Source organism: Sphingobium sp. TomMM35A, from assembly GCF_054771735.1.
In genome coordinates this window covers 579,393-593,065 of sequence record NZ_BSRC01000001.1, presented here as the reverse complement: position 1 = coordinate 593,065, position 13,673 = coordinate 579,393, and the positions used below count along the sequence as shown (strand labels likewise).

General features: G+C 61.3%; 12 protein-coding genes. All 12 read right to left on the bottom strand.

Annotated elements, in window-relative coordinates:
• Positions 1 to 5: 5 nt before the first annotated feature.
• Genes nuoN through ACYU8T_RS02960 form a run of 12 tightly spaced genes read right to left on the bottom strand, consistent with a single transcriptional unit; the run spans position 6 to position 13,673 of the window.
• Entirely contained in the window at positions 6 to 1,442 is a 1,437-nt protein-coding gene (nuoN, locus tag ACYU8T_RS03015; protein ID WP_461158469.1) for an NADH-quinone oxidoreductase subunit NuoN, read from the bottom strand.
• A complete protein-coding gene (locus ACYU8T_RS03010; protein ID WP_461158468.1) occupies positions 1,442 to 3,016 on the bottom strand; it encodes an NADH-quinone oxidoreductase subunit M in 1,575 nt (524 codons plus the stop codon). Before ACYU8T_RS03010 ends, nuoN begins: the two co-directional genes overlap by 1 nt.
• A complete protein-coding gene (gene nuoL / locus ACYU8T_RS03005; protein ID WP_461158467.1) occupies positions 3,016 to 5,130 on the bottom strand; it encodes an NADH-quinone oxidoreductase subunit L in 2,115 nt (704 codons plus the stop codon). Before nuoL ends, ACYU8T_RS03010 begins: the two co-directional genes overlap by 1 nt.
• A 6-nt stretch (positions 5,131 to 5,136) precedes the next feature.
• Positions 5,137 to 5,442: an NADH-quinone oxidoreductase subunit NuoK gene (gene nuoK / locus ACYU8T_RS03000; protein ID WP_037463269.1), complete on the bottom strand. Its 306-nt coding sequence runs from the start codon at positions 5,440 to 5,442 to the stop codon at positions 5,137 to 5,139.
• Positions 5,439 to 6,050 (bottom strand): NADH-quinone oxidoreductase subunit J, encoded by a 612-nt coding sequence (locus ACYU8T_RS02995; protein WP_097091200.1) that lies wholly within the window; start codon positions 6,048 to 6,050, stop codon positions 5,439 to 5,441. Before ACYU8T_RS02995 ends, nuoK begins: the two co-directional genes overlap by 4 nt.
• A 33-nt stretch (positions 6,051 to 6,083) precedes the next feature.
• The gene (gene nuoI / locus ACYU8T_RS02990) at positions 6,084 to 6,569 is read right to left on the bottom strand and encodes an NADH-quinone oxidoreductase subunit NuoI (protein WP_097091199.1); all 486 of its coding nucleotides are present in this window, start codon (positions 6,567 to 6,569) and stop codon (positions 6,084 to 6,086) included.
• The gene (gene nuoH, locus ACYU8T_RS02985; RefSeq protein WP_097091198.1) at positions 6,566 to 7,615 is read right to left on the bottom strand and encodes an NADH-quinone oxidoreductase subunit NuoH; all 1,050 of its coding nucleotides are present in this window, start codon (positions 7,613 to 7,615) and stop codon (positions 6,566 to 6,568) included. The genes nuoI and nuoH overlap by 4 nt, the downstream gene beginning before the upstream one ends.
• The gene (gene nuoG, locus ACYU8T_RS02980; RefSeq protein ID WP_461158466.1) at positions 7,612 to 9,618 is read right to left on the bottom strand and encodes an NADH-quinone oxidoreductase subunit NuoG; all 2,007 of its coding nucleotides are present in this window, start codon (positions 9,616 to 9,618) and stop codon (positions 7,612 to 7,614) included. Before nuoG ends, nuoH begins: the two co-directional genes overlap by 4 nt.
• Positions 9,619 to 9,620: 2 nt before the next feature.
• Complete coding sequence (gene nuoF / locus ACYU8T_RS02975; protein WP_201513460.1) at positions 9,621 to 10,937, bottom strand: NADH-quinone oxidoreductase subunit NuoF; 1,317 nt, start codon at positions 10,935 to 10,937, stop codon at positions 9,621 to 9,623.
• A complete protein-coding gene (gene nuoE, locus ACYU8T_RS02970) occupies positions 10,937 to 11,602 on the bottom strand; it encodes an NADH-quinone oxidoreductase subunit NuoE (protein WP_461158465.1) in 666 nt (221 codons plus the stop codon). The genes nuoF and nuoE overlap by 1 nt, the downstream gene beginning before the upstream one ends.
• Entirely contained in the window at positions 11,602 to 12,837 is a 1,236-nt protein-coding gene (locus tag ACYU8T_RS02965; protein WP_247231804.1) for an NADH-quinone oxidoreductase subunit D, read from the bottom strand. The genes nuoE and ACYU8T_RS02965 overlap by 1 nt, the downstream gene beginning before the upstream one ends.
• Positions 12,837 to 13,673, bottom strand: a complete 837-nt coding sequence (locus tag ACYU8T_RS02960) for an NADH-quinone oxidoreductase subunit C (RefSeq protein WP_461158464.1) — start codon at positions 13,671 to 13,673, stop codon at positions 12,837 to 12,839. The genes ACYU8T_RS02965 and ACYU8T_RS02960 overlap by 1 nt, the downstream gene beginning before the upstream one ends.

The window sequence follows — 13,673 nt, the reverse complement described above, 5'->3', positions numbered from 1 at the left end:
GTCGCTCAGAACAGCGACGCCGCAGCCGCCGCGCTCGCTTGATCGAGCACCGGGTTCAACAGATATCCGACGACGATCACCACCGCGCAGGCGGTCAGGATGACATTTTCGACCGCCCCGCCCCGCGCCTCATAGGCGGTAGCCGGTTCATCGAAGTACATCGTCTTGATGATCTTCAGATAGTAGAAAGCGCCGATCACGGAAGCCGCGATGCCGAATGCCGCCAGCGCAGTGAGACCCGCCGCGACCGCCGCATCGAACACAAGGAACTTGGCCCAGAAGCCGAACAGCGGCGGGATGCCGGCCATGGAGAACATGAAGATCGCCAGTGCAGCGGCCAGTCCCTTGCGCGACTGAGACAAGCCCGCCAGGCTTGCGATGCTTTCCACCGGACGGCCTTGCGCATCACGCATCTGCAGGATACAGGCAAAAGCACCGATCGTCATGACGACATAGATCGCCATATAGCTCATCGTCGCCGCCACGCCCGCAGGCGTCGCCGCAGCAAGGCCGATCAGCGCAAAGCCGACATTGTTGATCGACGAATAGGCCATCAGCCGCTTGATGTTCGTCTGGCCGATCGCCGCCACCGCGCCGAAGATGATCGAAGCCAGCGCCACGAAGATCACGATCTGCTGCCAGTCGAGCCCAGCGGGCCCAAGCGCTTCGATCGCGACGCGCACGGTGAGCGCCATCGCTGCCACCTTGGGCGCGCTGCCGAAGAAGGTGGTAACCGGCGTCGGCGCGCCTTCATAGACGTCGGGCGTCCACATGTGGAACGGCACCGCGCTCATCTTGAACGCAAGGCCAGCCAGCAGGAACACCATGCCGAACAGTTCGCCCTTGCCCACGCCATCGCCCAGCGCCACCGCAATGCCATCGAAGCTCGTGCTGCCGGTGAAACCGTATAGCAACGCCGTGCCATAGAGCAGGATGCCGCTAGCCAGTGACCCCAGCACAAAATATTTAAGGCCAGCCTCGGAAGACCGCTCATCCTGCCGCATGAAGCTCGCCAGCACATAGGCGGCAAGGCTCTGCATCTCCAACCCGACATAGAGGGTCAGCAGGTCACCGGCCGACACCATCATGCCCATGCCGACGCTGCTGAACAGGATCAGAACCGGATATTCCGGACGCACTGCACCACCAGCAGCGAAATAGCGGGGCGCGAGCAGAATCGCGGCGCCCGCCGAGGCGTAGATCAGCGACTTGGCAAAGATCGAGAAGGCATCCGCGCGCACCAGTCCGTCAAATGCAAGCGGGCCATGCTCCATAGACACCGGCAGCGTCAGACCCGCGACGAGAAGCGTGAGCACCGACAGCCAGTTCACTACGCGTGCGGTGCCATCACCGCCAAAAGCAGCCGTCAGCAGCAGGACCAAGCCGCCCGCTGTCAGGACAAGCTCCGGCAGAACAGCCAAAAGGGAAGCGGAATCAATCATCAGTGCGCCTCCCCCGACGCTTTTTCATGGGACATAGCGCTATGGTCTTCGCCGTGATGGGCTTCAGCCTTCGGGACGGCGGGACCCATCTTGATCCTGCTGTCACCCGCCGGAGCCGCAGAGGCGATGCGGGCCTCCAGCGCGCGGATATCGGACCGCATCGGCGCCAGGAAGCTCTCAGGATAGATGCCCATCCACAGCACGGCAGCCGCGATCGGCGCCAGCAGCCACATCTCACGCATCGACAGGTCCGGCATAGCGGCAGCGTCGGCATTCTTCTGCTCGCCATAAGCGATCCGGCGATAGAGATAGAGCATATAGGCCGCGCCTAAAATAATACCCGTCGTGCAGACCAGCGCTACCCAGCTCGATGCCTGATAAATGCCCATCAGCGCCAGGAACTCACCGACGAAGTTGCTCGTGCCCGGAAGACCGACCGACGCCATGGTGAACAGCAGGAACAGAACCGCATATTTCGGCATGTTGATGCTGAGCCCGCCATAGCGCGAAATCTCACGCGTATGCAGCCGGTCGTATATGACGCCGACACACAGGAACAGCGCGCCCGATACCAGCCCGTGGCCCAGCATCACCATCATCGCGCCCTCGATACCCGCCTGGTTGAAGGCGAACAGGCCGACCGTCACGATCGCCATGTGCGCGACCGACGAATAGGCGATCAGCTTTTTCATGTCGGTCTGCACCAGCGCGACGAGGCTGGTGTAAACCACGGCCACCATAGACAGACCCCAGACCAGCCAGGCGAGCTGCGCCGAAGCTTCCGGGAACATCGGGAGCGAAAAGCGGATGAAGCCGTAGCCACCCATCTTCAGCAGCACGCCCGCCAGAATGACCGAGCCAGCGGTCGGCGCCTGAACGTGCGCGTCAGGGAGCCAGGTATGCACTGGCCACATCGGCATCTTGACCGCGAAGCTCGCAAAGAAGGCGAGGAACAGCCATATCTGCACATGCGGATCGAAATTATACGCCATCAGCGTCGGGATGTCGGTGGTGCCTGCTTCATGCACCATCCACATCATCGCGATCAGCATCAGCACCGATCCAAGCAGAGTGTAGAGGAAGAATTTGTAAGACGCGTAGATGCGATCCGCCCCGCCCCAGATGCCGATGATCAGATACATCGGGATCAGGCCAGCTTCGAACATCACGTAGAAGAGGTAGATATCCTGCGCCGTGAAGACGCCGATCATCAGCACCTCCATGAACAGGAAGGCCGCCATATATTCGCCGACCCGCTTCTGGATCGCCTCCCAGCTCGCCCCGATGCATATCGGCATCAGGAAGACGGTCAGCATGATCAGCACCAGGGCGATGCCATCGATGCCCAGCGCCCAGGCGAAGCGGCCGAAGATCGGCGCATATTCCTGGAACTGCCACTGCGCGACGCTGCCCGACTGGTCGAAATTCGCCCACAGCAAGACGCCCAGCGCCAGATCGACCAGCGTCGCCAACAACGCTATCCAGCGCGCCGTGTTCGCGCCCGCATAGAGACAGGCGATGGCCCCCGCCATCGGCACTGCCATCATCAGGGAAAGGATGGGGAAGCCGTCCATTATCGTGTCATCGCCCAGGTTGCGGCCGCGGCGAGGCCGATCAGCATCACCAACGCGTAAGTGTAGAGGTAGCCGGACTGTAGCCGACGGGTGACTTTGTTGCCCTGCACGACCAGAGCGGCAAGCCCATTGGGCCCGAAGCGGTCGATGAAGCCCACATCACCGAACTTCCAGAAGAAGCGGCCGATGGCGAAGGCAGGCTTGACGAACAGGAAATGATACAGCTCGTCGAAATACCATTTGTTGAGCAGGAAGCGGTACAGCACACCGAACTCCGCCACGAACCGGCGCGGCCAATCGGTATTCTTGATGTAACTCAGCCACGCGATCACAAAGCCGGTCAGCATCACCGCGAAGGGTGAGAATTTGACCCAGGTCGGGACCTCATGCGCGGCATGCATCAGATGGCTGTCGAACGCCAGGGCGCCCTTCCAGAACTCGATGCCGCCTTCGGCTCCGATGAACTGGTCATGGAAGAGGAAGCCCGCGAACACCGCGCCCAGGCTGAGCACAACGAGCGGCAACAACATGACCCAAGGGCTCTCATGTGGGTGATAGCCGCCGGTTCCGCCGTGCAGCGCATGCGCGTCCGCTTCATGTCCGTGCGCATCATGGCCCGCATTTTCCTGAGCGGGAGCGTTGGCATGCTCCGACCCATGACCATGCGTCGCATGATCGTCATGAGCGGTTTCTTCGTCCGGCGATTCATGATGCCCATGAATCGCATGCTGGATATGCTCTGATGCGGCCCAGCGCGGCTTGCCGAAGAAGGTGAGGAACACCAGACGCCAGCTATAGAAGCTGGTGAGCAGCGCGGCGAATACACCGACCAGGAACGCCCCGGTGCCATAGCCACCTGCGGCGAATGCCGATTCCAGGATCGCGTCCTTCGAATAGAAGCCAGCAAAACCATAGCCGAGCAGTGGAATGCCGACACCCGTGATCGCCAGCGTGCCCAGCGTCATCGTCCAGAAGGTGACCGGGATTTCCTTACGCAGCGCACCATAATAACGCATGTCCTGTTCATGATGCATGGCATGGATGACCGAGCCTGCCCCCAGGAACAACAGCGCCTTGAAGAAAGCGTGCGTGAACAGGTGGAACATCGCCGCTCCATAAGCGCCGACGCCTGCCGCGAAGAACATATAGCCGAGTTGCGAACAGGTCGAATAGGCGATGACCCGCTTGATGTCGTTCTGCACCGTGCCGACCGTCGCCGCGAACAGGCAGGTGGCAGCGCCGATGAAGGTCACGAAACCAAGCGCTGTCGGCGACACCTCGAACATCGGCGACAGGCGGCACACCATGAACACGCCCGCAGTCACCATCGTCGCGGCGTGGATCAGCGCCGACACAGGCGTCGGGCCTTCCATCGCGTCCGGCAACCAGGTGTGCAGTCCGAGCTGCGCCGACTTGCCCATCGCGCCGATGAACAGCAGCAGGCAGAGCACGGTCATCGTGTCGAAGCGATAGCCCAGGAAGCCGATAGTGGAACCGGCCATCGAGGGCGCGGCTTCCAAAATCTCCGGGATCGAGATGGTGTTGAACACCAGATAGGTGCCGAAAATGCCGAGCATGAAGCCGAGGTCACCGACGCGGTTCACGACGAACGCCTTGATCGCGGCCGCGTTTGCGGAGGGCTTACGGAACCAGAAACCGATCAGCAGATAGGAGGCGAGGCCCACGCCTTCCCAACCGAAGAACATCTGAAGCAGATTGTTCGCCGTAACGAGCATCAGCATCGCGAAGGTGAAGAGCGACAGATAGGCAAAGAAGCGCGGCTGATCCGGCTCCTCCTCCATATAGCCCCAGCTGTAGAGATGAACGAGGCTCGACACGCTGGTGATGACCACCAGCATGACCGCCGTCATCGCGTCCACACGCAGCGCCCATTGCGCGTCAAAGCTGCCCGACTGGATCCAGGTGAAGGCCGGGGCCACATAAGGTTCGGCATGGCCGGTCAGGAAGCTGATGAAGATTGGCCAGCTAAGCGCGCAGGAAACGAACAGCGCGCCGGTGGTGATGATCTTCGCGGGCAGCTTCCCCAGCGCCTTGTTGCCAAGGCCCGCGATGACAGCCGCGATGAGCGGGAGAAGGACGATAAGCTGGATCATCGAGCTTTAGCCCTTCATCCGGTTGACATCATCGACGGCAATCGTGCCGCGACCACGGAAATAGATGACGAGGATGGCAAGGCCGATGGCCGCCTCACCCGCCGCGACGGTCAGCACGAACATGCTGAACACCTGGCCCACCAGATCGCCGAGGAAGGCGCTGAAGGCGACAAGGTTGATGTTCACGCTCAAGAGGATCAATTCGATCGCCATCAGGATGATGATGACATTCTTGCGGTTGATGAAGATGCCCAGCACCCCCATCACGAAGAGGATCGCACTGACGACCAGATAGTGCTGAAGGCCGATCACAGCTCCACCCCCTGCCCCACGGGCTGATTGACGTTGCGCACGGCATCCTGCGGACGGCGGCGGTTCTGACGGGCGATGTTCTGGCCCTTGACGCCGCCGCGTGCACGATGGGTCAGCACGATCGCGCCGATCATGGCTACCAGCAGCACGATGCCTGCCGCTTCGAACAGGAAGATGTAACGCGTGTAAAGCAGCGTTCCGATCGCCTGTATGTTCGACATTTCCGGGTTCACCGGCGCCGCGCGCTGCGCCAGTTCGATTGGCCCAGCGCTCCAGATGCCGATCCCCAGAACGATCTCCGCCAGCAGAACCAGCGCGATCAGCATGCCAAAGGGCAGATAATCGACGAAACCGGCCCGCAATTCCGCGAAGTCGATGTCAAGCATCATCACGACGAAAAGGAACAAGACGGCGACCGCGCCCACATAAACGATGACGAGCAGCATCGCGATGAACTCGGCGCCGAGCAGCACCATCAGCCCCGCCGCGTTGAAGAACGCCAGGATCAGCCACAGCACCGAATGAACCGGGTTGCGCGACAGGATCGTCAGCGCGCCGCTGCACACCACCAATGTGGCGAACAGGTAAAAGGCAAGCACGTGAATCACAGGATCATATATCCTCTTCGATCGGGTCGCGGCTTAACGATAGGGAGCATCGGCGGCAAGGTTCGCGGCGAGCGCGCGTTCCCATTTGTCGCCATTTTCAAGGAGCTTCGCCTTGTCGTAGATAAGTTCTTCGCGGGTTTCGGTCGAAAACTCGAAATTCGGCCCCTCGACGATCGCATCCACCGGGCAGGCTTCCTGACAGAAGCCGCAATAGATGCACTTCGTCATGTCGATGTCGTAGCGCGTCGTACGGCGGCTGCCATCGTCGCGCGGTTGCGCCTCGATGGTGATCGCCTGAGCCGGGCACACCGCTTCGCACAGCTTGCATGCGATGCAGCGTTCTTCCCCATTGGGATAGCGGCGCAGCGCATGCTCCCCCCGGAACCGCGGCGAAATTGGGTTCTTTTCATAGGGATAGTTGATCGTCGCCTTGGGCTTGAAGAAATATTTCAAGGTCAGGGCGTGCGCCTTCACAAACTCCCAGAGCGTGAAGGATTTGACATAATAGCCGAGGCTCATTGAGCGCCTCCGTAGCGCGTAAACATCAGGAAGCCCGATACCAAGAAGACGAAGAAGAGCGACACCGGCAGGAACACTTTCCAGCCCAGCCGCATCAGCTGGTCATAGCGGTAACGGGGCACCGTCGCCTTCACCCAGGAAAAGACGAAGAAGAAGAACAGAATCTTGGCAAACAGCCAGATGATCCCCGGCACATAATAGAGCGGTGCCCAGTCGATCGGCGGCAGATATCCGCCCCAGAAGAGAATAGCGTTAAGCGCGCACATCAGAATGACGTTCGCATATTCGCCGAGCCAGTAGAGCGCGAACGACATGGACGAATATTCGGTCTGGTATCCCGCGACCAGTTCGCTTTCCGCTTCGGTCAGGTCGAACGGCGCTCGGCCGGTTTCCGCCATGGCCGACACCAGGAACATGATCGACATCGGGAAGAGCAGCGGGTTGAACGCATGGCCATTGATGAAGCCATAATAGCCGCGCTGGCTCTCCACGATCGCCGTCAGGTTGAAGCTCCCCGCCCACAGCACGACGCAGACCAGGATGAAGCCGATCGACACTTCATAGCTGATCATCTGCGCGCTCGCGCGAATGGCCGAGTAGAAGGGATATTTCGAGTTCGACGCCCAGCCCGCCAGCACGATGCCGTACACACCGAGCGAACTGATCGCGAGGATGTACAGCAAGCCGACATTGATGTTCGCCAGCACCACGCCCGCCTGGAACGGGATCACCGCCCAAGCGATCAGTGCCACGGTGAAGGTGATGATCGGCGCGATCAGGAAGAGCGCACGGTTGGCGGCCGAAGGAATGATGGTTTCCTGCAGGAACACCTTCGCCCCGTCCGCAAAGGACTGAAGCAGGCCGAACGGACCGACCACGTTCGGACCACGGCGCAGGGCCATGGCCGCCCAGATCTTGCGATCGGCATAGATGATCATGGCCACTGCCAGCATCAACGGCAGGGCAATCACCAATATGCCGATCACCGTGGACAGCAGCCACGCTCCGTTGAAGGGAAGCCCCCAATTTTGAAAGAAAGCGGTCACTCTGCGGCCTCCGCGAAGCTTGTCCCATGGATCAGCTCGGCCGAGCATTGCTGCATCGTCGGGCTGGCGCGGCAGATGGCGTTGGTCAGATAGAAATCCTTGATCGGCGAACCGAACTCCCCGCTCGCCCCGGTGGGCAGCGACGGCACGGACCAGCCATAATCGGCGAGACCTTCGACCCCAAGCGCCGGAACCGCCTTCGCCATCTCCGCCCGCAATGCGTCGAAGCTGTCGAACGGCAGCGTCGCGCCCAGCACTTCGGAAAGCGCGCGCAGGATCGACCAGTCCTCGCGCGCGTCGCCCGGCGCGAACACGGCCTTTTCACCGCGCTGCACTCGGCCCTCCAGGTTGACATAGGTGCCCGCCTTCTCGGCATAGCTGGCACCAGGCAGGATCACGTCCGCCGCATGCGCACCCTTGTCGCCATGGTGGCCGACATAGACTTTGAAGCTGTCGTCGAATGCCGAATAATCGACCTCGTCCGCACCGAGCGAGAATAGCAGTTTCGGCTTGCCCGCAGCCACGGCCTTGATCCCGCCCTGCGTCGCATAGCCGAGCATCAGGCCGCCCATGCGCGCCGCCGCGAAGTGCAGCACGTTATAGCCGTTCCAACCATCCTTGATCAGGCCCAGCGTCTCCACCAGCGCCAGCGTATCGCCATGCGCACCATCCTTGGCCAGCACGCCGCCGCCGACGATCATCGCCGGACGCGCCGCCTTGCCGAATGCCTCGACCACAGCTTCCGGAAGCTTCGCCAGCAGCGACGCATCATTGCCCAGCCATTCGACCTTGTAGGTCAGATCGACCTGCGGCCCGAGCGCAAAGACCTTCGCGCCCTTCTTGATCGCCTTGCGGATGCGCGTGTTCACCAGCGGCGCTTCCCAACGCAGGTTGGTGCCGACCAGCAGGATCACGTCCGCCGTCTCAATGCCATTCAGCGTCGTGTTGAAGTTGACCGCCGACAGGCTCGACACGTCATAAGCCAAGCCCGTCTGACGCCCTTCGAGCATTGTGCCGCCCAGCTTTTCGACGAGCAGCTTGCCCGCGAACATCGTCTCGCAATCGAGCAGGTCGCCCGCCAGCGCCGCAACCGACCCGCCATGCTGGACGGCGGCGATCGCCTTGAACGCCTCTTCCCACGTGGCGGGAACCAGCTTGCCATCCTTGCGCACGAAGGGCTTGTCGAGCCGCTTGCGCACCAGGCCATCGACATTGTGCCGGGTCTTGTCCGACGCCCACTCCTCGTTCACGTCATCATTGATGCGCGGCACGGCGCGGAGCACCTGACGGCCACGACTATCGAGACGAATGTTGGTGCCGACCGCATCCATCACGTCGATCGCAGGCGTCTTGCGCAGCTCCCAGGGACGCGCTTCGAACGCATAGGGCTTCGACGTCAGCGCGCCCACCGGGCACAGGTCCACCACATTGCCCGACAGCTCGCTCTTGGCGGCATGTTCGAGATAAGTGGTGATCTGCATATTCTCGCCGCGATAGATCGCGCCGATTTCTGGCACGCCAGCGACTTCCTCCGCAAAGCGTACGCAGCGGGTGCACTGGATGCAGCGGGTCATGACCGTCTTGACGATCGGACCCATATATTTCTCGGTAACGGCGCGCTTATTCTCTTCGAAGCGGCTGCCGCCACGGCCATAGGCGACCGACTGATCCTGAAGGTCGCACTCACCGCCCTGATCGCAGATCGGGCAATCGAGCGGGTGGTTGATGAGGAGAAACTCCATCACCCCTTCGCGCGCCTTCTTGACCATCTCGGTCTGCGTGAAGATTTCCTGATTATCCGCGGCGGGCAGCGCGCAGCTCGCCTGCGGCTTGGGCGGTCCAGGCTTCACTTCGACCAGGCACATGCGGCAATTGCCTGCGATGGAAAGGCGCTCATGATAGCAGAAGCGCGGAATTTCCTTCCCCGCCATCTCGCACGCCTGCAGGACCGTCGCGCCCGCCGGGACTTCGAGTTCTACGCCGTCTACTTTGACCTTGGGCATGATTACTCCGCTGCCTCCATGACGGGGGCGCTACCCTTATTCTCGTTGATCCGCCGCTCGATCTCCGGGCGGAAATGCCGGATCAGGCCCTGGATCGGCCAAGCCGCCGCATCGCCGAGCGCGCAGATGGTGTGGCCTTCAACCTGCTTGGTGACCTGCTGGAGCATGTCGATCTCGCCGATGTCCGCCTCGCCCGAACGCAGCCGCTCCATCACGCGCCACATCCAGCCTGTGCCTTCACGGCACGGCGTGCACTGGCCGCAGCTCTCATGCTTGTAGAAGTAGGACAAACGGCTGATCGCGCGGACGATGTCGGTCGACTTGTCCATGACGATGACCGCTGCCGTGCCGAGACCCGACCCGAGCGCCTTCAGACCATCAAAGTCCATCGGCGCGTCCATGATCTGTGCGGCCGGAACCAGCGGCACCGACGATCCGCCGGGGATCACGGCCAGCAGATTGTCCCAACCACCACGAATGCCGCCGCAATGCCGGTCGATCAGCTCCTTGAAGCTGATGCCCATCGACTCTTCGACGACGCAGGGCTTGTTCACATGACCGCTGATCTGGAACAGCTTCGTGCCCTTGTTCCCTTCGCGGCCGAAGCTGGAGAACCATTCTGACCCACGACGCAGGATCGTCGGCGACACCGCGATCGATTCCACGTTGTTCACGGTCGTCGGGCAGCCATAAAGCCCCGCGCCCGCCGGAAAAGGCGGCTTCAGGCGCGGCTGGCCCTTCTTGCCTTCCAGGCTTTCAATCTGCGCGGTTTCCTCACCACAGATATAGGCGCCCGCGCCACGATGGACGAAGACGTCGAAATCATAACCCGAACCGCATGCGTTCTTGCCAAGGAAGCCCTTTTCATAAGCCTGCTCGACAGCGGCGAAGAGTACCTTCGCCTCATAGATGAACTCGCCGCGGATATAGATATAAGCAGCACGCGCGCGCATCGCGAAACCGGCGACCAGCGCGCCCTCGATCAGCTTGTGCGGGTCGTGGCGGATGATCTCGCGGTCCTTGCACGAACCCGGCTCGGACTCGTCCGCGTTGATGACCAGGAAGCTCGGACGGCCATCCTTGCTTTCCTTGGGCATGAAGCTCCACTTCATACCTGTTGGGAAGCCCGCCCCGCCACGGCCGCGCAGGCCCGAAGCCTTAATGCGCTCAATGATTTCGTCCTGGCCGATCTCCAGCAGCGCCTTGGTGTTATCCCAATCGCCGCGCTTCATCGCCGCGTCGATGCCCCAGTCCTGGAAGCCATAGACGTTGGTGAAGATGCGGTCCTTGTCGGCCAGCGGCGCGATGACGTCGCTCATTACCACTGCCCCCTATAGTCATGATTTTCGGAAACCATTTCCCTGAGCGTGGTCGGCCCACCTTCCGGGCAGCTCGTCTGACGCTCGATTTGCGGCCCAATCTTGGGCTGCTTGCCAGCGGCGAGATCGTCGAGGATCGAGCTCATGCTGTCATAGGTCAGGTCTTCGAAATTATCGTCGTTGATCTGCACCATTGGCGCATTGGCGCAGGCGCCCAGGCACTCGACTTCGGTCAGCGTAAACAGGCCGTCCGGCGTCGTGCCGCCCTTCACCAGCCCCTTGTTCTTGCAAGCCGAGAAGACATCGTCCGAACCGCGCAGCATGCAGGGCGTCGTGCCGCACACCTGCACATGATAGCGGCCAACCGGCGCAAGATTGTACATGGTGTAGAAGGTCGCGACCTCGTAAACCCGCATGTACGGCATATCGAGCTGGTCAGCGATATATTCCATCACCGGCACGGGCAGCCAGCCCTGGGTCTGCGTTTCCGCACCAACCTGGCGCTGGGCAAGGTCGAGCAGCGGCATCACAGCCGATTGCTGACGGCCAGCGGGATAACGCGCGATGACCTTCTTCGCCTGCTCGGCATTGTCAGCCGTCCACGCGAAATTGCCCCAGCGGGCGCGCGTTTCCGCTTCGTCAGGGATATGAACTGCGTCAGCCATTAGCGGTCACATTCTCCGAACACGATGTCCATCGCGCCAAGGACGGCGGTGGTGTCGGCCAGCATGTGGCCCTTCATCATGAAATCCATCGCCTGCAAGTGCGAAAAAGCCGTCGGGCGGATCTTGCAGCGATAGGGCGAATTGGTCCCATCGCTCACCAGATAGACGCCAAACTCGCCCTTGGGGCTTTCGGTCGCCACATAGACTTCACCCGCCGGAACGTGGAAGCCTTCAGTGTACAGCTTGAAATGATGGATCAGCGCTTCCATCGAGCGCTTCATCTCGCCCCGGCGCGGCGGCGCGACCTTGCGGTCAAGCGAGAGTACCGGACCTTCCGGCATCTCATTAAGGCACTGCTTCATGATGCGCGCAGATTGGCGGACTTCCTCGACGCGGACCATGAAGCGGTCGTAGCAGTCGAAATTGGTGCCGACCGGAATGTCGAAGTCCATGCGGTCATAGACGTCATAGGGCTGCGACTTGCGCAAATCCCATGCGATGCCCGAACCACGCAGCATGGGTCCAGAAAAGCCCCATTTCAGCGCGTCTTCCTTGCTCACCACGGCGATATCGACGTTACGCTGCTTGAAGATGCGATTGTCCGCAACGAGGCTGATGGCGTCTTCGAACAAGCGCGGCAGGCGCGTGTCGAGCCAGTCGGCGATGTCTGTCAGCAGCTTCAGCGGCACATCCTGATGGACGCCGCCCGGCCGGAAATAAGCCGCATGCATGCGCGCGCCCGAAGCCCGCTCATAGAAATTCATGCAGTCTTCGCGCAGTTCGAACAGCCACAGGTTCGGCGTCATCGCGCCGACGTCCATGACATGGCTGCCAAGGTTCAGCATGTGGTTCTTGATGCGTGTCAGTTCCGCGAAGAACACGCGCAGATATTGCGCGCGGAGCGGCACCTCCAGGTTCAGCAGCTTCTCGACCGCCAGCACATAGCTGTGCTCCATCCCCATGGGCGAGCAATAGTCGAGCCGGTCGAAATAGGGCAGCGCCTGAAGATAGGTCTTATATTCGATCAGCTTTTCGGTGCCGCGATGGAGCAGGCCGACATGCGGATCGCAACGCTCCACGATCTCGCCGTCCAACTCCATGACAAGGCGCAACACGCCGTGCGCCGCAGGATGCTGGGGACCGAAGTTGATCGTATAATTCTGGATCTCGGTATCGCCCAGTGTGGGATCATCCACGCTGGTCTTATGTTCGAGTTCGTCGAGATAGGTGGACATTAGCCTTTGTCCTCGGGCTTGGCGGCGCCTTTGCCTTCGTCGGTATGGTGTTCAGGCTGCACTGGAGCATTGGGAGACTTTTCATTCCCCTTGCTGTTCGCCGGTTCGCCCGCACCGGTATCTTCGGACTTTTCCGTCACCTTGGGCGTTGCGCCAGCAGGCTCTCCCTTCGGCGCGGCAGGCGGCGGAGGCGGCGCTGCCACGGGCGAGGGCGCGCCCGGAGCCTGCGGCGCCTTCTCATCGCCCGGCAGCACATATTCTGCGCCTTCCCACGGGCTCATGAAATCGAACTGGCGGAAATCCTGGGCCAGCTTCACCGGCTTGTAGACGACGCGCTTATCCTCTTCGGAATACCACATCTCGACATAGCCGGTCAGCGGGAAGTCCTTGCGGAGCGGATGCCCCTTGAACCCATAGTCGGTCAGGATGCGGCGCAGGTCGGCATTGCCCTCGAAGATCACGCCGTACATGTCGAACACCTCGCGCTCCAGCCAGCCTGCAACAGGCCAGATGTGCGTGACGGTGGGAACCGGCTGATCCTCGTCGGTAGTTACCTTGACGCGGATGCGATGGTTCTTGGTAACGGACAGCAGATGATAGCAAACTTCGAAGCGCTCGGCCCGCTCTGGATAATCGACGCCCGCGATCTCCATCAGCTGCTGATATTCACCCTGAACGCGCAGGACATCCAGCGCCTCGGCCAGCCGCTGGCGCACGACGGTGAAGCTCAGCTCATCGGCATGATCGACCGCTTCGATCAGCATCGAACCCAACAGTCCGGCGATCTTGTCCGCGAGCCCGTCCGGGTTCACGATCTTCGGTGCAGAATGACCCAT

Bases quoted from the DNA above. Each gene is read 5' to 3' on its own strand.
- ACYU8T_RS03010 (WP_461158468.1), bottom strand. From the start codon at position 3,016: ATGGACGGCTTCCCCATCCTTTCCCTGATGATGGCAGTGCCGATGGCG.
- ACYU8T_RS02960 (WP_461158464.1), bottom strand. From the start codon at position 13,673: ATGGGTCATTCTGCACCGAAGATCGTGAACCCGGACGGGCTCGCGGAC.
- nuoF (WP_201513460.1), bottom strand. From the start codon at position 10,937: ATGAGCGACGTCATCGCGCCGCTGGCCGACAAGGACCGCATCTTCACC.
- nuoG (WP_461158466.1), bottom strand. From the start codon at position 9,618: ATGCCCAAGGTCAAAGTAGACGGCGTAGAACTCGAAGTCCCGGCGGGC.
- ACYU8T_RS02965 (WP_247231804.1), bottom strand. From the start codon at position 12,837: ATGTCCACCTATCTCGACGAACTCGAACATAAGACCAGCGTGGATGAT.
- nuoI (WP_097091199.1), bottom strand. From the start codon at position 6,569: ATGAGCCTCGGCTATTATGTCAAATCCTTCACGCTCTGGGAGTTTGTG.
- nuoE (WP_461158465.1), bottom strand. From the start codon at position 11,602: ATGGCTGACGCAGTTCATATCCCTGACGAAGCGGAAACGCGCGCCCGC.
- nuoL (WP_461158467.1), bottom strand. From the start codon at position 5,130: ATGATCCAGCTTATCGTCCTTCTCCCGCTCATCGCGGCTGTCATCGCG.
- nuoN (WP_461158469.1), bottom strand. From the start codon at position 1,442: ATGATTGATTCCGCTTCCCTTTTGGCTGTTCTGCCGGAGCTTGTCCTG.